The sequence below is a fragment of the Actinobacillus indolicus genome (assembly GCF_004519515.1).
Classification (GTDB): Bacteria; Pseudomonadota; Gammaproteobacteria; order Enterobacterales; family Pasteurellaceae; genus Glaesserella; species Glaesserella indolica_A.
In genome coordinates, this window is record NZ_CP038145.1 from 2,059,144 (window position 1) to 2,079,031 (window position 19,888).

General features: G+C 40.0%; 18 protein-coding genes and 1 other annotated feature. Of the genes, 12 read left to right on the forward strand and 6 right to left on the reverse strand.

Annotation, left to right across the window (positions count from 1 at the left end):
• Positions 1 to 198: 198 nt before the first annotated feature.
• Positions 199 to 1,392, reverse strand: a complete 1,194-nt coding sequence (locus tag EXH44_RS10140) for a Bcr/CflA family multidrug efflux MFS transporter (protein WP_162857377.1) — start codon at positions 1,390 to 1,392, stop codon at positions 199 to 201.
• Positions 1,392 to 2,084, reverse strand: coding sequence for a 16S rRNA pseudouridine(516) synthase RsuA (gene rsuA / locus EXH44_RS10145; protein WP_162857378.1), 693 nt, complete (start codon positions 2,082 to 2,084; stop codon positions 1,392 to 1,394). The genes EXH44_RS10140 and rsuA overlap by 1 nt, the downstream gene beginning before the upstream one ends.
• A 133-nt stretch (positions 2,085 to 2,217) precedes the next feature.
• Here rsuA and EXH44_RS10150 point away from each other — a divergent pair, with 133 nt between their 5' ends.
• From EXH44_RS10150 to apbC, 3 genes are read left to right on the forward strand one after another with little or no spacing between them, the layout of a single operon-like run.
• A complete protein-coding gene (locus EXH44_RS10150; protein ID WP_162857379.1) occupies positions 2,218 to 2,871 on the forward strand; it encodes a YchE family NAAT transporter in 654 nt (217 codons plus the stop codon).
• An 8-nt stretch (positions 2,872 to 2,879) separates the two neighbouring features.
• The gene (locus EXH44_RS10155) at positions 2,880 to 4,430 is read left to right on the forward strand and encodes a peptide ABC transporter substrate-binding protein (protein WP_162857380.1); all 1,551 of its coding nucleotides are present in this window, start codon (positions 2,880 to 2,882) and stop codon (positions 4,428 to 4,430) included.
• An 11-nt stretch (positions 4,431 to 4,441) separates the two neighbouring features.
• Positions 4,442 to 5,539: an iron-sulfur cluster carrier protein ApbC gene (gene apbC, locus EXH44_RS10160; protein ID WP_162857381.1), complete on the forward strand. Its 1,098-nt coding sequence runs from the start codon at positions 4,442 to 4,444 to the stop codon at positions 5,537 to 5,539.
• 7 nt (positions 5,540 to 5,546) lie between these two features.
• On the opposite strand, the gene EXH44_RS10165 is transcribed toward apbC, so the two are convergent.
• Both EXH44_RS10165 and EXH44_RS10170 read right to left on the reverse strand, forming a co-directional pair.
• Positions 5,547 to 6,002: a PNPOx family protein gene (locus tag EXH44_RS10165; RefSeq protein ID WP_162857382.1), complete on the reverse strand. Its 456-nt coding sequence runs from the start codon at positions 6,000 to 6,002 to the stop codon at positions 5,547 to 5,549.
• The gene (locus tag EXH44_RS10170) at positions 6,003 to 6,569 is read right to left on the reverse strand and encodes a UbiX family flavin prenyltransferase (protein ID WP_162857383.1); all 567 of its coding nucleotides are present in this window, start codon (positions 6,567 to 6,569) and stop codon (positions 6,003 to 6,005) included. It lies immediately after the preceding gene.
• Positions 6,570 to 6,735: 166 nt separating this feature from the next.
• Between EXH44_RS10170 and ttcA the strand changes: the two genes are divergently transcribed.
• The 9 genes from ttcA (at position 6,736) to tsaB (ending at position 17,847) form a co-directional block, all read left to right on the forward strand.
• The gene (gene ttcA, locus EXH44_RS10175) at positions 6,736 to 7,686 is read left to right on the forward strand and encodes a tRNA 2-thiocytidine(32) synthetase TtcA (protein ID WP_162857384.1); all 951 of its coding nucleotides are present in this window, start codon (positions 6,736 to 6,738) and stop codon (positions 7,684 to 7,686) included.
• Positions 7,687 to 7,799: 113 nt separating this feature from the next.
• Positions 7,800 to 7,935, forward strand: a sequence feature (His leader region).
• 58 nt (positions 7,936 to 7,993) lie between these two features.
• Positions 7,994 to 9,370, forward strand: a complete 1,377-nt coding sequence (locus EXH44_RS10180) for a Na+/H+ antiporter family protein (RefSeq protein ID WP_162857385.1) — start codon at positions 7,994 to 7,996, stop codon at positions 9,368 to 9,370.
• A gap of 70 nt (positions 9,371 to 9,440) precedes the next feature.
• Complete coding sequence (xthA, locus tag EXH44_RS10185; protein ID WP_162857386.1) at positions 9,441 to 10,244, forward strand: exodeoxyribonuclease III; 804 nt, start codon at positions 9,441 to 9,443, stop codon at positions 10,242 to 10,244.
• A 170-nt stretch (positions 10,245 to 10,414) separates the two neighbouring features.
• The gene (locus EXH44_RS10190) at positions 10,415 to 11,629 is read left to right on the forward strand and encodes an aromatic amino acid transport family protein (protein ID WP_162857387.1); all 1,215 of its coding nucleotides are present in this window, start codon (positions 10,415 to 10,417) and stop codon (positions 11,627 to 11,629) included.
• A 150-nt stretch (positions 11,630 to 11,779) separates the two neighbouring features.
• Positions 11,780 to 12,262: a leucine-responsive transcriptional regulator Lrp gene (gene lrp / locus EXH44_RS10195; protein WP_111750773.1), complete on the forward strand. Its 483-nt coding sequence runs from the start codon at positions 11,780 to 11,782 to the stop codon at positions 12,260 to 12,262.
• A gap of 9 nt (positions 12,263 to 12,271) precedes the next feature.
• Positions 12,272 to 14,977 carry a DNA translocase FtsK gene (locus tag EXH44_RS10200; protein WP_162857388.1) on the forward strand — a complete coding sequence of 902 codons (2,706 nt, stop codon included), beginning with the start codon at positions 12,272 to 12,274 and terminating at the stop codon, positions 14,975 to 14,977.
• Between the two features lie 49 nt (positions 14,978 to 15,026).
• The gene (gene ypfJ / locus EXH44_RS10205; RefSeq protein WP_162857389.1) at positions 15,027 to 15,887 is read left to right on the forward strand and encodes a KPN_02809 family neutral zinc metallopeptidase; all 861 of its coding nucleotides are present in this window, start codon (positions 15,027 to 15,029) and stop codon (positions 15,885 to 15,887) included.
• Between the two features lie 141 nt (positions 15,888 to 16,028).
• Positions 16,029 to 17,099, forward strand: coding sequence for a 3-deoxy-7-phosphoheptulonate synthase AroG (gene aroG / locus EXH44_RS10210; protein WP_162857578.1), 1,071 nt, complete (start codon positions 16,029 to 16,031; stop codon positions 17,097 to 17,099).
• Positions 17,100 to 17,151: 52 nt separating this feature from the next.
• On the forward strand, positions 17,152 to 17,847 hold the full coding sequence (gene tsaB / locus EXH44_RS10215) for a tRNA (adenosine(37)-N6)-threonylcarbamoyltransferase complex dimerization subunit type 1 TsaB (protein WP_162857390.1): 696 nt from the start codon (positions 17,152 to 17,154) through the stop codon (positions 17,845 to 17,847).
• Between the two features lie 62 nt (positions 17,848 to 17,909).
• Here tsaB and tsf read toward each other — a convergent pair whose 3' ends face one another.
• A complete protein-coding gene (gene tsf, locus EXH44_RS10220; protein WP_135673182.1) occupies positions 17,910 to 18,761 on the reverse strand; it encodes a translation elongation factor Ts in 852 nt (283 codons plus the stop codon).
• 100 nt (positions 18,762 to 18,861) lie between these two features.
• Positions 18,862 to 19,584, reverse strand: a complete 723-nt coding sequence (gene rpsB / locus EXH44_RS10225; protein ID WP_135673184.1) for a 30S ribosomal protein S2 — start codon at positions 19,582 to 19,584, stop codon at positions 18,862 to 18,864.
• Positions 19,585 to 19,888: the final 304 nt, after the last annotated feature.

A 19,888-nucleotide genomic window follows, 5' to 3' on the forward strand; every position in this document is an offset into this window, starting at 1 on the left:
ATTTTTATGCTGTAAGATAAGCTTAAAATTACTATTTATTGCAATGGTATAGCATATTATGCTTTATTATTGGTTTTTTATGGGGTTTAGCTTTATTGGTTTTCATTTATAAGGATTTTTATCATTAAAACCAAAAGAATAAATTTTATGTATTAATAGATAAAAAATATTAAAAAAGGGGCCTTAGCCCCATTGAAATTAGTTATCACGTCTTTGACAAGATAAAAAGTAGTAAGCGATACAACCAATAATAATACAGCTAGCCATGGTATAGAGCATCGGGCGTTCGCTCGTTAAAGGAATATGGGATAACCCCGCACCAATTAATGAACCGATACCAAAGCGGGCAGTACCAGCCACAGCGTTTGCAGTTCCAGCCATTTGCGGATAGCGATCTAAAATGGCTGCCGTAGCATTGCTACCGATAGTTGAAAGCATACCAACAAAGACGGCTACACCGATAGCCATAGGCCATAATCCGAGTTGAAGTGTTGCGGAAATTGCCAGCCAAATTCCTGCTAATAATTGTAGACCTAAGCCGATTTGTAACATTTTTTCTGAGCCAATTTTGGATACGAGGCGACCATTAATAAAAGTCATAATAATGAGTACACCAACGTTTAGCATAAAAAAGTAGCCAAAATGCTCAGAAGAAATGCCAAATAAACCAATATAAACGAGTGAGCCTGAGGTAAGAAAACAGAACATACCAGCAAACGAAAAACCACCAGCTAGAACATAACCGAGCGTGGCTTTATGGGAAATTAATGCAGCAAAATTTTGTAATACTTTTTTGAAGCTGAGAGGCATTCGATTTTCTTTGATTAAGGTTTCAGGTACCTGGATAGCGACAAGGCAAGTACAGATGATCCCCATGATCATTAAAATATAAAAAATAGCATGCCAATGAAACCATTTAGCCACATAGCCACCAACAATAGGGGCAACAAGTGGCGCGACCATGGTAATAATCATGATTGTGGACATCATTTTTGCGAACTGATTGCGATCAAAGAGATCACGTACTAATGCCCCTAACACCACTGCAGGTGCGGCACCAAATAAGCCTTGAATTAAACGTAATAAATAGAAATGTTCAATATCAAAGACTTGCGTTAAGAAAAAGGAGGCCACCGCACCGCCCGATAATCCTAATAGAATAATCGGTTTACGCCCAAAACTATCAGCGATCGGCCCCCAAAACAGTTGTCCAACCGCAAAGCCAAAGGTAAAAATAGCAAGTGTCGTTTGGACTTTTTCCTGAGAGACATCTAAATCTTTGGCTATATCTAAAAATGAAGGAAGATACATATCAATAGCAAGGGGAGGAAGCATAGATAGCAACCCCATGATAATGATAAAAATGCCGTTGTTTTTCATTATTTTACTCATTAAAAACTCTCTATTTCTTCTGTTGTTAAGGCTCTAAATTCCCCTTCTGCAAGATTTTCATCTAAGATGACATCACCAATACGCCAACGATGTAATGCAACGACTTTATTACCTAATGCGGCAAACATCCGTTTAACTTGATGATAACGTCCTTCACTAATAGTCAAATTAACATTGTAGTCATCTAAAATCTCAAGTTGAGCCGGTTTTGTTACGGTTTTTTCACCTCGCAATAAAATGCCCTCGGCAAATTGTGTGGCATAGAAATCTTCTACGGGATCAGCAAGGGTAACTAAGTAGGTTTTTTCACAATGATGTTTTGGGGAGGTAATACGGTGTGACCATTGTCCATCATCGGTTAATAACACGAGCCCTGTTGTATCGGCATCTAAACGTCCTGCACAATGCAGTTTTGTGGTCAGTGGATAGTCAAAAAATTGGAATACGGTCGGGTAGTCGCCATCATCGTGGGAACAGACGCAATTTTGAGGTTTATATAGCATAAAATATTGCCCTTCATCCACCCAAGCAAGTGGTTCTCCATCAAAACAGATTTCATCTTGTTCACTGATTTTTCTTGCACTATTTTTTTCTATTTCACCGTTGACTGTAACTTGTCCTGAACGTAAGGCTTTGGTGGCTTGAGAGCGTGTTAGCCCTGTATTTTCTGCTATAAATTTATCTAAACGCATATTTTTTGAAGGTATAAAAATAAAGTGGGGATTATAGACCTATTTTATTCTAATAGGTTGCAAATTTTTGCAAGCCTTTTCTATTATTCCTGATTATAATAGCGAACACTTGTGACTAGCCTATGAGAACCCCGTGGATATTGTTATCAATTTTGCTATCTATCTTCAATTTTTTATTGGTCTCTTTGCGATTGTGAACCCTTTTGGTACCTTGCCGATTTTCTTTAGTATGACGGCTCACCAATATGAAGCGGATCGTAATAAAACGAATTTAATTACTTCTATTTCTGTAGGTGTGATTTTATTAGTGAGCTTATTCTTTGGAAAAGTGATTTTAGATGCTTTCAGTATTTCCCTAAACTCTTTCCGTGTTGCAGGGGGAATTTTGATTGTGAGTATTGCGATGACGATGATTAGCGGTAAATTGGGTGAACATAAGCAGAATAAGGAAGAAAAAAATGCAGACCTGTCTGAATATGAAAATATTGGGGTTGTGCCTTTGGCTATGCCAATTATGGCAGGACCTGGTGCGATTGGCTCGACAATCGTTTGGGGAACACGTTATCATACTTGGGTTGATTTAGTTGGTTTTAGTATTGCAATTATCTTATTTGCAGGGATTTGTTACATTCTTTTCCGCTTTTCTGCACCCTTAGTCAAACGCTTGGGTAAAACAGGTTCAAACGTTGTTACTCGTATTATGGGTTTAATTCTGATGGCATTAGGTATTGAAATTATTGTCGCAGGGTTAAGCAATTTATTTCCAGGGTTAACCTCAATTAACTAGAATTTATCATGAAGATACCATTTCTATTACAAGCGGTACGATCTGTCAAAAACTTTGCAAAAGTGATGCTCTGTTTTTGGCTACTCACAGGATGTGAGGAGAATTCTCAGTCGAAGCTTGTACCTGTCGTAGAAACAGAACCACCCCGGTCAATATCTGAATTAACGAGAGCAATCTATTCTGCGCATTTGCAGTTAGATCCACACTTTGCCAAAGTTTCAGCGGATGCTACCTTAGTTAGAGATCTTTTTGTGGGATTAATGTCATTTAATCCTAAAGGTGAAACTATCCCTGCAGTGGCTAGAGAATGCTTTAGTGACGATGGGAAAAATTGGCTTTTTATCTTAGATGATAAAAAAGTATGGTCAAATGGCGAGCCCGTTACCGCAATGGATTTTATTGCGAGCTGGCAACGCTTGATTAACCCTGAAAATCAATCACCATTAGCGAATTATCTCGTTTATATGGGAGTGAGCAACGCTAAAGAGATTTTACAAGGAAGAATTAATATAGAACAGTTAGGTGTAAAAGCGCTTAATCCACATACGCTACAAATTACGTTACATCAAGTAAATAGACAACTTCCAAAAATGTTGGCACATTCAGCACTTTTACCTACGTATCAGGGGAAAAAACCAACGGGTGATAAAGAGCTCGTTACGAATGGGGCTTATCAATTAGTAGGCATCACCAAAGATCACTTGCATTTACAGGCACGAAATATAGATCTCCCTTTTCAGACAGTAAAATATCAGTTAATTACCACGGTTCAAAACCCAAATAAATTCGATATTATTGAAAACCCGTTAGCGGGTTATAGTAAAGATATTGTGGCCTTTCCTCGTTTATGTAATTATTTTTATGAATTTAATTTTAACGATCCCATTTTACAAAAATTAGAAGCAAGACAAGCGATTAGAGCAATGATTTCACCAGCTGAAATTAGTCGTGGTTTTGGTATTCCTAATCATTTAGCAATACCAAAAACACTCTTGCCTCAACAAGATCGTATTCTTTCCACAATGAGTTCAGAACAATTATTAAATCAGATTGGGATTACGGCATCACAGCCACTGAAGCTTAAAATAAGTTATGACAATAGCGGAATACATAGTGAAATTGCCAATAAAATGGCATTAATGTTAAGCCGTTCGGATATGTTTAGAGTAGAATTACAAGGTTTAAATTGGGAACAATTTTTAACGAAACGTGAGCAACATGACTTTCAACTGATTCGTTCGGGCTGGTGTGCAGATTATAATGATCCTGTGGCATTTTTAAATCAATTCCACTCAGCAAGCCTAGATAATAAAAGTGGCTATAAAAATGAGCGAGTAGATCAATTATTAACACAACTTAATATAGAGAATCTCAGTTCAGAACAGCGTTCGCAGCTTATTGTAAATGTCGTTCATCAGTTAGAACAAGATGTTGCTATTTTGCCATTATTCCAGTATCAACGACGAGTCAGCATTGATCCAAGTATTCAGGGATTTGATGTGGATAATCCAAGTGAAGTCATTTATAGTAAAGATTTATATCGACAATACAATCAATAAGGATAAGTAAGATGAATCAGCTTACAGAACAACAACTCATTGACATTAAAAGTGTTTTACAAGGTTTTCAACATTCAACCTTGCAAAAAGATTTAATCGCATTAAATGCGTTAAAAAAAGCCGAATTAGGCGGTGGGATTTTACGTCTTGAATTTACGCTACCATTTGCGTGGAACAGCGGATTTGAACAATTAAAGGCAACAACGGAAGCAAAACTGAAAGAAGTCAGTGGTGCAAGCGGTGTGAAATGGGTGTTAAATTACCAAATTGCAACCTTAAAACGTGCCAATAATCATCCAGCGGTCAATGGTGTGAAAAACATTATTGCAGTCACATCGGGTAAAGGTGGCGTGGGTAAATCTACCACATCGGTCAATCTTGCGTTAGCTCTTAAAGCACAAGGGGCAAGGGTGGGTATTTTAGATGCAGATATTTATGGTCCATCTATCCCACATATGTTAGGGGCGGCGAACCAGCGTCCAGTGTCACCAGACAATAAACATATTACCCCGATTGAAGCACATGGTTTATACTCTAATTCTATCGGCTATTTAATGGATCCTGATAACGCAACTATTTGGCGTGGGCCAATGGCAAGCAGTGCATTAAGCCAGTTACTCCAAGAAACGTGGTGGCCTGATTTAGACTATTTAGTCATTGATATGCCACCAGGTACAGGCGATATCCAACTCACCCTTTCACAACAAATTCCAGTGACAGGGGCAGTGGTGGTGACTACGCCACAAGATATTGCGTTGCTTGATGCAATCAAAGGGATCTCAATGTTCCAAAGAGTATCTGTGCCTGTGTTAGGTATCATTGAAAATATGAGCGTACATATCTGTGCAAATTGCGGACACCACGAAACCATTTTCGGCACTGGTGGAGCAAATAAAGTGGCAGAAAAATACCAAACGCAAGTATTAGGACAAATGCCATTGCACATTCGTTTACGTGAAGACCTAGATAAAGGTACACCAACGGTGGCGGCAGATCCTAACCACGAAATCAGCCAAGCCTACCTTGATTTAGCCTTAAAAGTTTCGACTGAATTATATTGGCAGGGTAGTGTAATCCCGTCAGAAATTATGATTCGTGAAGTGAAGTAATCAACATTTATTGGGGCGAAGATGATTCGCCCCGACATTCCCACAAACTCTTTTTCGCAAACGCCACTCTGTTTTCCGTATGCTTAATTCGGGTAAAAACAATTTCCCATACATCACTACTCATTAATTTTGCAAGCGGGTGCTTTTGCCAATAAATTTGCAAAGCAGTTTGTTTCTCTTGTTCATTCTCAAGACAACGAGCAACAGCTTGAAATTGAATGCCTTCAATTTCTCGAATATTCTCAGGTTGTCCTGCAATGGTGCCTGCAATATTGGGGTTAGCCAACATCAATTTGCCGTGTTCGGTAGTTTGCTTTGACAGCACGATCAAGCGGTGAGATGCTTCATCAAAAGCGTAAAAGCAACTGGCTGACCAAAGCTGATGTTGATGGTGGCAAGCAAGGCTCACAACGTGATTTTTCAAGATAAATTGCACAATATGTGTAGGAATTGGATTATTCATCTACTTTCCTGTCCAGCGTGGAATATCAATCTCAAGATCAAACATATCTAAAGCACGAGCAACGCTGTGTGTCACAATCTCATCGACCGTTTTAGGCTGATGATAAAGTGCTGGCACGGGCGGAAAAATAATGCCCCCCATTTCCGTGACTTTACGCATATTATCCAAATGGGTTAAGTGCAACGGCGTTTCTCTCACCATTAACACCAATTTACGTCGTTCTTTTAACACCACATCGGCGGCACGAGCCAATAAATTATCGCTAAAACCGTGGGCGACTGACGCTAGGGTTCGCATTGAGCAAGGGGCGATAAGCATTCCAATAGTCTTAAATGAACCGCTTGAAATAGAAGCCCCTAAGTTGTGGATAGGGTGAACCACATCGGCAAGGGATAATAACTGTTCTTCGCTGATGTTGGTTTCATATTGGCGAGTAAGTTCCGCTCCTTTTGAAATCACCAAGTGGGTTTCGATATTGTCTAGCGGTTTAAGCAGTTCAAGGGCTTTGTAGCCATATTGAAAGCCACTTGCACCGCTAATGCCGATAATAATGCGTTTTTTAGCCATATTTTTCCTTGTAGGTCGGGCATTTATGCCCGACGTTTGTGTAATTGGTTTTATGGATTGTAATAATTGTCGGGCATTTATGCCCGATCTTCAGAAATACTTGAAAAAAATCGCGAAGTGGTTACTATGTGCCACTTTATTTTATTTAATCCGAATTTGTTAAATTATGCACCAAGACGCTGTTCAAGACACGCAAAAAGAGAAAAAAATTGCCTATAACTTCAATAAATTGCAAAAACGCTTACGCCGAAATGTAGGCAATGCGATTGCGGATTTTAATATGATTGAAGATGGCGACAAAGTAATGGTTTGTTTATCGGGGGGGAAAGATAGCTATACTTTGTTGGATATTCTGCTCAATTTAAGGCTCAACGCCCCTATTCATTTCGATATTGTGGCGGTGAATTTAGATCAAAAACAGCCGGGCTTTCCAGAACACGTTTTGCCTGAGTATCTTGAGAGTATCGGCGTAGAGTATAAAATTGTCGAAGAAAACACCTATGGCATTGTGAAAGAGAAAATTCCTGAAGGGAAAACGACTTGTTCGCTCTGTTCTCGCCTGCGTCGTGGGATTTTATATCGTACCGCCACAGAACTAGGTGCAACCAAAATTGCGTTAGGACATCATCGTGATGATATGCTTGAAACGCTGTTTTTAAATATGTTCTATGGTGGCAAACTCAAATCTATGCCACCAAAGCTGATTAGTGATGATGGAAAACAGATCGTGATCCGACCGCTTGCCTATTGCAAAGAGAAAGACATTGAAAAATATGCGGTGGCAAAACAGTTCCCAATCATTCCGTGTAATTTGTGTGGTTCACAGCCTAATTTACAGCGTCAAGTGGTCAAAGAGATGTTGCAGACTTGGGATCGTCAATATCCAGGACGTATTGAAACGATGTTTAGTGCCTTGCAGAATGTTGCCCCGTCACATCTATGCGATCCAAATCTCTTTGATTTTAAAGGGATTAAACGTGGTCAGCTAATTGAGGGCGTTGAAGGCGATATTGCATTTGATAAAGCAGAAATTCCGTCCGTGCCTGTTGTGCAAGATGAAGATGATGCGACAGATTATGCTGAAAGCGGTTTAATTCAGATTAAAGCGGTGAGTTAGTCGAAAAAATTTACAAAAAATGAAATAAACGTTTGCTTTTCATTTTTGCCTAGGATATATTTCGGCACATTCAATTTTGGAGCTACTATGAATACTTTCTCAATTATTCGTCACCATCATCACCATTTACCTGAATAATCTTTCGGGCATTTGGCGTGTTCGGAAGAAACTTCCGAGCGGTGCAAAATGAGAGTAGATCTAAAATACGATTTCCACCCCTTCGGAAGATGTTTTCGAAGGGGTTATTTTTTATCTCTTGGAATTGGATAATCCGTTTTATTGTTTATTATATTAAGAGGAAAACACAATGTTACTATCAAATGAAGTAGTCATTTCGATCATCGTGTTACTCGCATTAAGTTTAATGCGAATTAACGTGGTGATTGCATTGATTATTGCCGCCTTAACCTGTGGTATTTTAGGTAATTCTGGCAACGGAATGGCATTAGGCGAAGCGTTAACTGCAACCATAAAAAGTTTTACGGGCGGTTTAGGTGGCGGGGCTGAAACTGCAATGAACTATGCAGTTCTTGGTGCTTTCGCTGTGGCATTATCAAAATCTGGCGTGACAGATTTATTAGCTTATAAAGTTATTCATGCCTTTGGTAAACGCCCATCAGGTCGCTCAGTATTTTGGTTTAAATACTTAGTCTTATTTACCTTAGTTGCCTTCGCAATGGCATCACAAAACGTCATTCCAGTTCACATTGCGTTTATCCCAATCGTTGTTCCACCATTACTTAGCGTGATGAACCAGCTTAAAATTGACCGCCGTGCAGTGGCGTGTGCATTAACCTTTGGTTTAACTGCAACTTATATGTTAATTCCAGCAGGTTTCGGTCAAATCTTTATCGAAAATATTTTGGTGAAAAATATTAACCAAGCTGGACAGTCCTTTAATTTAGTGACGAATACAGCAGAGGTAACACAAGCAATGTTTATCCCTGTTTTAGGGATGATTGCAGGGCTTTTGTTAGCCTTATTTGTGACGTATCGTAAACCACGTTCTTATGTTGAAGATCGCCCAGAGCCAACGGCAGATGATATTGAAGCGCGTGTAGCCAATGTGAAATCATTCCATATCGGCGTAAGCATTGCTGCTATCATTGCAACCTGTTTTGTGCAATTATCTACAAACTCAACGGTATTAGGTGGTTTAGTTGGTTTAATTATCTTCGCGGCGGGTGGTGTATTCAAACTGAAACAAAGTAACGATATTTTCCAAGATGGCTTACGTTTAATGGCGATGATTGGCTTTGTGATGATTGCTGCTTCAGGTTATGCAAGCGTTGTAAACTCAACGGGTGGCGTGGCTGAATTAGTTGAAGGTCTAAAAGGCTCTATCGGAAGCAAAGAAATGGCGGCATTTTTAATGTTGTTAGTGGGATTATTGGTAACAATGGGGATTGGTTCTTCCTTCTCAACGGTGCCAATCATTGCATCAATCTATGTTCCGCTTTGTATTTCATTCGGTTTCTCTCCACTTGCAACAGTATCAATCGTCGGCGTTGCAGCAGCCTTAGGTGATGCAGGTTCACCAGCTTCTGACTCAACCTTAGGCCCAACATCAGGTTTGAATGCAGATGGCAAACACGATCACATTTGGGATTCTGTGGTTCCAACCTTTATCCACTACAATATCCCATTATTAGTGTTTGGTTGGATTGCTGCGATGATTTTATAGTCGCAGAAATTTGCAAAAAAATGTTAAGATCAGACCGCTTGTACGGTCTGATTTTTATTTAGAGGATTATATGAAATTTATCTCTTTTAACATTAATGGGTTGAGAGCAAGACCCCATCAACTTGAAGCACTGATTGAAAAGCATCAACCTGATGTGATCGGCTTACAAGAAATCAAAGTGGCAGATGAAGATTTCCCTTACGACTTAGTGAATCATTTTGGCTATCACATTTTTCATCACGGACAAAAAGGGCATTATGGCGTTGCACTTTTAACCAAAAACCAACCGCTTGCCGTGCGTAAAGGTTTCCCAACGGATAACGCAGATGCACAAAAGCGTATGATCATGGCGGATCTTGAAACCCCGTTCGGAACGCTGACCGTCTTAAACGGCTATTTCCCACAAGGCGAAAACCGTAGCCACGAAACCAAATTCCCTGCTAAAGAAAAATTTTATGCGGATTTACAACGTTATTTAGAAACAGAACTCAAGCCTGAAAACCCGATTATCATTATGGGCGATATGAACATCAGCCCAACAGATTTAGACATCGGGATTGGCGAAGTAAACCGCAAACGCTGGTTGCGTGACGGCAAATGTTCATTTTTACCCGAAGAAAGAGAATGGCTAGGGCGTTTACACGGATACGGTTTAGTCGATACTTTCCGAGCAATGAACCCAACAGCAGAAGACAAATTCTCGTGGTTTGATTATCGTTCAAAAGGGTTTGATGATAACCGAGGCTTACGCATTGACTTAGTGCTTGCTTCAAACCCTTTGGCTACACGCTGTGTCGAAACAGGCATTGACCTAGAAATTCGAGCAATGGACAAACCTTCTGACCATGCACCTGTGTGGGCGGTGTTTAAGTAATAAAATCTGAATGAGAGGCGACAATTTAGTCGCCTTTTTTATAGATAAAACAAGTTTGTAAACAACTCTTTCCATTTTAAATTTATTTCGCGTTTTTTCACGACATTTTCTCGCAATATCTTGAATTTTCATTACAATTATTGCGTTCATTTTTATTGACGGATGATTGTATGAAAAATAAAACGTTAGGCAGTACCCTGATTGTCGCAGGGACAACGATTGGGGCAGGTATGCTTGCGATGCCGTTAACTTCAGCAGGTATCGGCTTTGGCTTTACCGTGGCATTATTAATTGGTCTTTGGTTATTACTCTGTTTTTGTGCATTGCTATTTGTTGAAGTGTATCAAACTGTTGACAGTGATGCTGGGTTAGGCACATTAGCAGAAAAATATTATGGCACATTCGGACGAGTTGTCTCGACGACGGTATTGATTGTTTTTCTGTATGCGATTCTTTCTGCTTATGTTTCTGGCGGTAGCTCTATTTTAGGGGCATTTTTACCGACTATTATTGATGCAGAAACCACAACGCGTATTGCTGGGGTGATTTTCACGGTTGTGTTCGGCGCTTTTATCATTTTAGGGACAACCAGTGTTGATGCGATTAACCGTATTCTGTTTACCACCAAGCTTCTTGCCTTTGTTTTAGTGCTTTTTCTCTTATTACCAAAAGTGTCGGTCGATAATCTGTTAGCCATGCCGATTAATAATTTCTTATTGATTTCGGCAAGCCCGATTTTCTTTACTTCTTTTGGTTTCCATGGCTCTATTCCAAGTTTAAATAAATATTTAGAAGGGAATGTGAAGGCGCTACGTATTTCGATTGTGGTGGGGACTTCTATTCCGTTGGTTGCCTATATTTTATGGCAGTTGGCGACCCATGGTGTGTTGAGCCAAACGGAGTTTTTACAAATTCTAGAAAAAGATCCAACCTTGAATGGTTTAGCGGAAGCGGCTCGCCAAATTACAGGTAGCTCAATCATTGGGGCAATGGTGCGCATTTTCTCAGCGTTAGCGTTAATTACCTCTTTCTTAGGGGTAGCGTTAGGCTTATTTGAAGCATTGGAAGATCTGTTAAAACGTATCAATATCCAAGCAGGGCGAATCAGTTTAGGCTTATTAACCTTTATTCCACCGATGTTATTTGCGTTTTTCTATCCAAAAGGTTTTATTACCGCATTAGGCTATGCAGGGCAAATGTTTGCGTTCTATGCGATTGTGTTGCCGATTGCGATGGCGTGGAAATTACGCCGTCAAAATTTGGCATTGCCGTATCGTGTAAAAGGGGGAAATCTTTCTTTGTGGATAGCATTAGTCATCGGGGTATTTATTGTGATTGTTCCATTCTTAATTGAGAAAGGATGGTTACCACAAGTGGTTGGCTAAGCTTTATATTTTTCTGACAAGCGGTTAGATCGTTGCAATATTTTGCAATTTTCTAGCCGTTTTTTTATTTTTTATGCAAATAGGTTGGGATGAAGAAAGAGAGATGTTAGAATGTTCGGCTATAGAACAATTCGCTAGAAAGGTGAAAAAATGGAAAATAAAAAACTACCTAAAGCGCTTGATGCGATCGATTTAAAAATTCTCAATGAATTGCAACGAAATGGGAAAATTTCCAATATTGAGTTGTCTAAACGTGTTGGACTTTCTCCAACACCTTGTTTAGAGCGTGTAAAACGTTTAGAAAAACAGAATGTTATTATGGGCTATCGTGCGTTGCTAAACCCTGAATTACTGGAAGCGCCATTATTAGTGATTGTTGAAATTACCCTTGTCCGCGGTAAACCCGATGTATTTGAAGAGTTTAATCGTGCGGTTCAACAACTAGATGAAATTCAAGAGTGCCACTTGGTGTCAGGGGATTTTGACTACTTACTCAAAACCCGCGTGGCAGATATGGCAGCTTATCGTAAATTACTTGGCACTACACTATTACGTTTACCGGGAGTGAACGACACCCGTACTTATGTGGTGATGGAAGAAGTGAAACAAACTAACTATCTACTTTTAAAATAAGGATTTGTTGTGATTGAACGTTTAAAAGGCAAAGAAAATTTAGTGAAATTTGTCTTATTGCTTTCCATTCTTTTGGGAGCATATTTGATTTTAGCTTGGGCAAGTTTTAGTCCTTTGGATAATGCTTGGAGTAGTGCAAGCTCATTAACGCATTCAACCTTAAATAAAGCAGGTCTGTTAGGGGCATGGTTAATGGATGTGCTGTTTTCATTGTTTGGTAAAGTGGCTTTTGTTTTTCCATTTGGGTTAACATTTACTGCAGCGTATGCATTGGCAATGAAGCTTACCGAAGAGATGGAGTGGAAGCATATTACACTTTGGTTGTTGAGTTTTAGTGTTTTGCTCGTTGGGCTTGCAGGTTTAGTTAGCGTGGTATTATCAAATTCAGCCTACTACCTTTCGGGAGGTTTTGTTGGCGGAATGCTAACGGATATGCTTGGCTCTCAGATTATTGTGCTTGTTATCTCGGTACTATTGACGGCGGTTGGCTTTTATTTCTGTTCAGGGCAAATCATTATCCAACTGTTTAATCAATTATATCATTGGGTTTTAGAGGATAAAGAAGAGAATAAAACACAAGAAGATGCAGTAGATGGGCAAGAAACTTCGTTAAGTTTGGATAAAACAGAAGAAACACAAGAAAAATCAGCAGATTCGCAGCTGACGGATTTATCGATTTTTAGCCGTCCAAACATTACGGGATTGAAAACTACGGTTCAAGAAGAATTCATTGAAATACCTATTCAGCCATTAGGTGAAAAGGAGAATTTAACCGATATTTCTATGTTTAAAGTAGAAAGCAGTACACCTCTTCCAACAGTACGAGTAGCGGAAAATGCAGTGATCCCTCCAATTACTGTAGAATCCCCAGCCGTTCTTGCAGAAGAGGAGATGCCTGTTGAAATAGATAAGCCTGTGATGCCAAGTATTCGCCTTAATCCGATTGAATCTGTAAAGGATGAGCCATCGCCATTATCGGTCAATAAAAGTGTCAGCCATGCGGAAGATCCTGTTTCTGTGAATGTTGAAACGGTGAATACGGAAGTTAAAGAGCCTAGCTTTGTGCAAAAAATGACAGGAAACCAACCGCTTGTAGATGAAATTGTTCCTGTAAAAACAAATGTTGCAGTAGAGCAAGCTGAAAAAACAGAACCTAAAGTAACGACGCCAACCTACCCTAAAGGCTATGGCGATACCTTAATTCATCCTTTGTTACAGACAAAAAAGCAGGTTGAAAAACCGACAACCCCTTTGCCAACGATTGATCTATTAACCGCAGGTAAAGCAGAAGAACAGCAAATTACAGAGCAGGAAATTCTTGAAACATCAGCGCGTATTGAACAAGAGTTAGCGAACTTTGGGGTAAAAGCTACGGTAGAAGATGTGTTAGTCGGACCTGTGGTTACGCGCTATGAAATTAAGCCAGCAGCAGGGGTAAAAGCAGCAAAAATCACAAATTTAGCGTCAGATCTTGCACGTTCGCTGATTTTTGAAGCTATTCGAATCACTGATGTTGTACCAGGTAAGCCATTTATGGGTATTGAAACACCTAATCGACATCGTGAAACGGTTTGGTTACGTGATGTGTTAGATAGTAATGCATTCCGTGATAGCCGTGCGACATTACCAATGGCATTGGGTAAAGATATTAGCGGTAAACCGATTGTGGTTGATATGGCTAAAATGCCACATTTATTGGTTGCAGGTCAAACAGGGGGCGGTAAATCTGTTGGGGTGAATACTATGATTTTAAGCTTGCTTTTTAAACTGACCCCTGAGCAAGTGAGATTTATCATGATTGATCCGAAAGTAGTGGAGCTTTCTATTTATAATGATATTCCACATTTATTGACTCCAGTCGTGACGGATATGAAAAAAGCCGAAAATGCACTACGTTGGGCAGTCGAAGAAATGGAACGCCGTTATCTGCTTGTAAGTAGCTTAAATGTGCGTAATATCGAAGGCTTTAATGCCAAAATCGATCAGGCGGCGGAAATGAATTTACCGATTCCGAATCCATTATGGCGTCCAGGTGATTCTATGGATCAACTACCACCACCGTTAGAAAAATTAACCTACATTGTGTTGATTGTGGACGAATTTGCGGACTTAATGATGTCAGCAGGTAAGCAAGTAGAAGATCATATTATGCGGATTGCCCAAAAAGCACGTGCGGTGGGAATTCACTTAATTTTAGCAACACAACGTCCATCAACCGATGTGATTACAGGGGTGATTAAAGCGAATATTCCAAGCCGTATTGCCTTTACTGTGGCAAGCCAAATTGATTCTCGTACCATTTTGGATAAAGGTGGCGCAGAAGCATTATTAGGGCGAGGCGATATGCTCTATTCAGGGGCAGGTAGTCCAGATATTATTCGTATTCACGGGGCATTTATGACAGACGATGATGTTCAACGTGTGGCAGATAACTGGCGTGCACGTGGAAAACCGGAATATATTGAAAGTATCGTGACATCTCCTGACGGTGATGAAAATGGCGAGGGTTACGAACGTAGTGGTGGCGATTTAGATCCGCTATTTGATGAAATTGCCCAGTTTATGATTGATGGTGGATCAACATCGATCAGTGGAGTTCAACGTCGATTCTCACTTGGCTTTAACCGTGCAGCGAGAATTATCGATCAATTAGAAGAACAGGGCATTTTGTCTGCACCAGATAGTCGCGGTAAGCGAGAAGTACTTGCGAGATAATGCAAGCGGTCAGATAACATAAAAAATTTGCAAATCAGAGAAGGTTATTATGCGTTTAGAAAATGAGAGAGAAAGTCGCAATGTAGAAGATCGCCGTGGACAATCGGGGTTTGGTTCAGGTCGTCGAGTTTCTGTTGGACGAGGGAAGGGCGGTATTTTAGGGTTTATCATCTTACTTGTTGGGGCGTATTACGGAGTAGATCTCTCAGGTATTATTAGTCTTGGTGATGATCAAAACTATTCACAGACGCAATCTACTACGGTATCAAGCCAAGAAGAAGCAGAACTTAACACCCTTTCTCGTAAAGTGCTTTATACGACGGAACGTGTTTGGGGAGAATATTTTCGTCAAAATGGAATGACTTATCGCGAGCCAACTTTGGTGCTTTATCGTGGTGCAACATCAACGGCTTGCGGAACAGGACAATCAGTAATGGGACCTTTTTATTGTCCAGCAGATGAAAAAATCTATTTAGATCTTTCTTTCTATGATGATATGAAAACCAAATTAAGAGCTGCTGGCGATTTTGCGTTTGCTTATGTGATTGCACATGAAGTGGGACACCACGTTCAAAATAAACTGGGTATTAGCAGACAAACACAACTAGCGCAACGTAATGCTCGTAGCCAAAAAGAAGCCAATCAAATTTCGGTAAATGTCGAATTACAGGCAGACTGCTTTGCAGGTGTTTGGGGATACCAAATTCAAAAAGAAGGTAAATTAGATGCTGGCGATGTAGAAGAAGCTTTTTTAGCAGCGGAAGCCGTGGGGGATGATCGTTTACAACAGCAAAGCCAAGGCAGAGTAATCCCAGATAGTTTTACACACGGATCTTCTGCACAACGTTTAGCGTGGTTTAGAAAAGGGTTACAAACGGGTAATCCAAATGTGTGTAACACTTTTAATTAGTATGTAAATGATTGGTTTGTACTTTTATACTATTAAAGTAGTGCAAATAATTTGACAACTGAGTAACATTCTTTTAATTTAGCAATAAATTTTTCGGAAAAACAAAAAGGACCTATAAAAATGAGTAGTAACGAACACAACATCATGTATAAAAATGACGACGTGCGTATTAATAAAATTGAAGAGCTTCTTCCTCCTGTGGCGCTATTAGAGCGTTTCCCTGCAAGCGATGTTGCTGCAGAAACGGTGGCAAAATCACGTAGTGCAATTCACCGTATTTTACATGGTGCAGATGACCGCTTGTTAGTGGTGATTGGTCCTTGTTCAATCCACGATCCTGTGGCTGCATTAGAATATGCGAAAAAAATTAAAGAGATGCGTGCAAATCCTAAAATTAATCAAAATTTAGAAGTGGTAATGCGTGTTTACTTTGAAAAACCTCGTACAACTGTGGGTTGGAAAGGGTTAATTAATGATCCTTATTTGAATGAAACTTTCGCCTTAAACGATGGTTTGCGCATTGCACGTAAAGTGCTTTCAGACATTAACGATTTAACCGTGCCTGCTGCAGGTGAGTTTTTAGATATGATTACCCCACAATATGTTGCAGATTTTATGAGCTGGGGAGCGATTGGGGCAAGAACAACAGAATCTCAAGTACACCGTGAGTTAGCATCAGGTTTATCTTGTGCGGTTGGTTTTAAAAACGCAACGAATGGCGGTGTTAAAATTGCATTAGATGCGATTGGTGCGGCAGAAGCGCCACACCACTTCTTATCGGTGACAAAATTTGGTCATTCAGCGATTGTTTCTACTGCGGGTAACCCAGACTGCCATATTATTTTACGTGGTGGCGATAATGGCACAAACTACGATGCAGAATCGGTGACTAAAGTGTGTGCGGATATCGAGAAATCAGGTCGACGTCCGCATGTAATGGTGGATTTCAGCCATGCAAACAGCCAAAAACAATTTAAACGCCAATTAGATGTTTGTGATTCTGTGGCAGAGCAAATTGCAAGTGGTTCAAACTTTATTTCAGGGGTGATGATTGAAAGCCACTTAGTAGAAGGTCGTCAAGATTTAGTGGAAGGCAAAGAACTCACTTATGGACAAAGTATTACCGATGCTTGTATTGGTTGGGAAGACAGTGAAAAAGTGCTATTCCAATTAGCAGAAGCCGTAGAACAACGCCGTAAGGTGAATGGATAATTAAGGTAAAATAGTGGATAATAGCAATATTATCCACATTTATTTTTAGACTATGAATAAAACTGTTTTAGTATTAGATACAGCCACTGAGGCTTGCTCAGTGGCTTTATTTCATCAGGGCAATACCACTTTTTTAGAAGAATTAAGCCCAAGAACACATACTCAACGTATTTTGCCTATGGTTGATGAGTTATTAACACAAGCGGGTATTTCGGTCCAACAGGTCGATGTACTTGCCTTTGGTCGAGGACCGGGGAGTTTTACAGGCGTTCGTGTGGGTGTCGGTATTGCTCAAGGATTAGCATTAGGAGCTGAATTGCCAGTTGTCCCTGTTTCTAACTTATTGGCAATGGCAGAAGCCGCATATCAGCAACAAAACGCAACAAAGGTTGTCGCTTTAATTGATGCAAGAATGAATGAAGTTTATTTTGCACAATTTGAACGAGATGAGCAGAGCTGGAAAGAAATTGTGGCAGAGCAAGTCTGTTCTCCAGAAAAAGCAATTGCACAGATTAAGCTTGATGAAGATATTGTGGTGGTTGGTACAGGCTGGAATGCCTATCCACAATTTGAGCAAGCAAACTTAGGGCTTCACATCAGTGAAATTACTTTACCGTCAGCACAATATATGTTGCCTTTCGCTATACAAGCGATAGCACAGGGAAGTACACAATCAGCACTTGATATTGAGCCAGTTTATTTACGTAATGAAGTGACTTGGCAAAAATTGCCACATAAGCAAAAGTAAATCCATAAATGTAAAAAAGCGGGCAAATCTGCCCGCTTGTTTTTACATTCTTTCAGTAGAAATTATGCGTTACCGCCAGTGATTTTCGCTACTTCTGCCGCGAAATCTTCTTCTACTTTCTCAATACCTTCACCTACTTCTAAACGAACGAAGCCTGATACAGAGGTATTTACTGATTTTAAGTATGCACCCACAGATTGTGATGGATCCATAACGAATGGTTGGCCAGTTAATGAAACTTCGCCTGTGAATTTCGCCATACGACCTTCAACCATTTTCTCTGCGATTTCTTTTGGTTTACCAGAGTTCATTGCGATTTCGATTTGGATTTCACGCTCTTTTGCAACCACTTCTGCAGAAACGTCTTCTGGGTTTACGAAATCTGGTTTAGATGCAGCAACGTGCATTGCCACTTTCTTAAGTTCATCTTCAGAACCTTGACCAGCAACTAATACACCGATTTTGGCACCGTGTAAGTATTGTGCAATTACTTGACCTTCTAAGTATTGAACACGACGGATGTTCATGTTCTCACCAATTTTAGCAACTAATGCAGCACGTTTTTCTTCGAATTGTGCTTGTAATGCTTCAATTGATGTACCTTTGTTTGCAAGTGCATAGTCTGCAACTTCGTTCGCTAAACCAACGAAGCCAGAGTCTTTTGCTACGAAGTCAGTTTCGCAGTTCATTTCAACTAATACACCGAAACCTGCACCGATACGAGCAAGGATAACACCTTCAGCTGCTACACGACCTGCTTTTTTAGCTGCTTTCGCTTGGCCAGATTTACGCATATTGTCGATTGCTAATTCGATATCACCATTTGCTTCTACTAACGCTTTTTTACATTCCATCATACCTGCGCCAGTACGCTCACGTAGCTCTTTTACGAGTGCTGCTGTAATTTCAGCCATTTTTTATTCCTCTTTTGTGTAGATATATAAGAAAAGCAGGGGTTTTAGTGCCCCTGCTTCACAATGTTGAATGTGTTTTAAGGGCTTGCCTTAAAGACAATTACTCAGCTGCTTCTTCTGCAACGAATTCAGCAGTAGCTTCTTGACCACGACCTTCTTTGATTGCTGCAACTGCTGCATCTAAGTAAAGTTGGATCGCTCGTGCTGCGTCATCGTTACCTGGGATAACGTAGTTTACGCCAGCTGGGCTTGCGTTAGTATCAACGATAGCAAATACTGGAATACCTAAGTTGTTTGCTTCTTTGATTGCGATATGTTCGTAGTCTGCACCGATAACGAAAATTGCATCAGGAAGACCAGCCATATCTTTGATACCGCCTAAGCTTAACTCTAATTTCTCTAATTCACGAGTACGCATTAATGCTTCTTTTTTCGTGATTTTATCGAAAGTACCGTCTTGAGTTTGCGCTTCTAAATCTTTTAAGCGTTTGATTGATTGACGAACTGTTTTCCAGTTAGTCAACATACCACCTAACCAACGGTGGTTTACATAGAATTGTTGGCTTTCTACTGCTGCTGCTTTAACTGCGTCAGATGCTGCACGTTTTGTACCAACGAAAAGAATTTTACCGTTGTTGCTTGCAATGCGAGTTAATTCAGCTAATGCATCGTTGAATAATGGTAATGTTTTCTCTAAGTTGATGATGTGAACACCGTTACGAGCACCGAAGATGAAAGGTTTCATTTGTGGGTTCCAGTAACGAGTTTGGTGACCGAAGTGAACGCCTGCGTTAAGCATATCGCGCATAGATACTTGTGCCATAAGAATAGTTTCCTTTTTGTTGTTTCTGCTGTTGCAGAAGGGTTTTGCCTCCACATACCCTAAGCCATCGACCGTTTTTCTTAATAGAATAAAACAGCACCCCGATGTTTAGTTTGCGATATGTGTGTGATTTAGTGTAAATAAAAAATAAATGTTTTTTGTTACTTAAATTTCTAAGCACAAAAAACGGGCGGATTTTACAGGAAATTAGCAGAGAAGGCTAGCTTTTTTTCGATATTATGTGGGGGGGCATCCTGCCCACCCTACGATATTTTTCAATACAAGCGGTGAGATTTTGCTGAAA

Excerpts from the sequence above, each read along its gene's own strand:
- lrp (WP_111750773.1), top strand. The coding sequence starts at position 11,780 with ATGGAAAATAAAAAACTACCTAAAGCGCTTGATGCGATCGATTTAAAA.
- EXH44_RS10165 (WP_162857382.1), bottom strand. The coding sequence starts at position 6,002 with ATGAATAATCCAATTCCTACACATATTGTGCAATTTATCTTGAAAAAT.
- EXH44_RS10140 (WP_162857377.1), bottom strand. The coding sequence starts at position 1,392 with ATGAGTAAAATAATGAAAAACAACGGCATTTTTATCATTATCATGGGG.
- EXH44_RS10170 (WP_162857383.1), bottom strand. The coding sequence starts at position 6,569 with ATGGCTAAAAAACGCATTATTATCGGCATTAGCGGTGCAAGTGGCTTT.
- xthA (WP_162857386.1), top strand. The coding sequence starts at position 9,441 with ATGAAATTTATCTCTTTTAACATTAATGGGTTGAGAGCAAGACCCCAT.
- rsuA (WP_162857378.1), bottom strand. The coding sequence starts at position 2,084 with ATGCGTTTAGATAAATTTATAGCAGAAAATACAGGGCTAACACGCTCT.
- tsaB (WP_162857390.1), top strand. The coding sequence starts at position 17,152 with ATGAATAAAACTGTTTTAGTATTAGATACAGCCACTGAGGCTTGCTCA.
- EXH44_RS10155 (WP_162857380.1), top strand. The coding sequence starts at position 2,880 with ATGAAGATACCATTTCTATTACAAGCGGTACGATCTGTCAAAAACTTT.
- EXH44_RS10190 (WP_162857387.1), top strand. The coding sequence starts at position 10,415 with ATGAAAAATAAAACGTTAGGCAGTACCCTGATTGTCGCAGGGACAACG.
- EXH44_RS10180 (WP_162857385.1), top strand. The coding sequence starts at position 7,994 with ATGTTACTATCAAATGAAGTAGTCATTTCGATCATCGTGTTACTCGCA.
- tsf (WP_135673182.1), bottom strand. The coding sequence starts at position 18,761 with ATGGCTGAAATTACAGCAGCACTCGTAAAAGAGCTACGTGAGCGTACT.
- ttcA (WP_162857384.1), top strand. The coding sequence starts at position 6,736 with ATGCACCAAGACGCTGTTCAAGACACGCAAAAAGAGAAAAAAATTGCC.
- ypfJ (WP_162857389.1), top strand. The coding sequence starts at position 15,027 with ATGCGTTTAGAAAATGAGAGAGAAAGTCGCAATGTAGAAGATCGCCGT.
- apbC (WP_162857381.1), top strand. The coding sequence starts at position 4,442 with ATGAATCAGCTTACAGAACAACAACTCATTGACATTAAAAGTGTTTTA.
- rpsB (WP_135673184.1), bottom strand. The coding sequence starts at position 19,584 with ATGGCACAAGTATCTATGCGCGATATGCTTAACGCAGGCGTTCACTTC.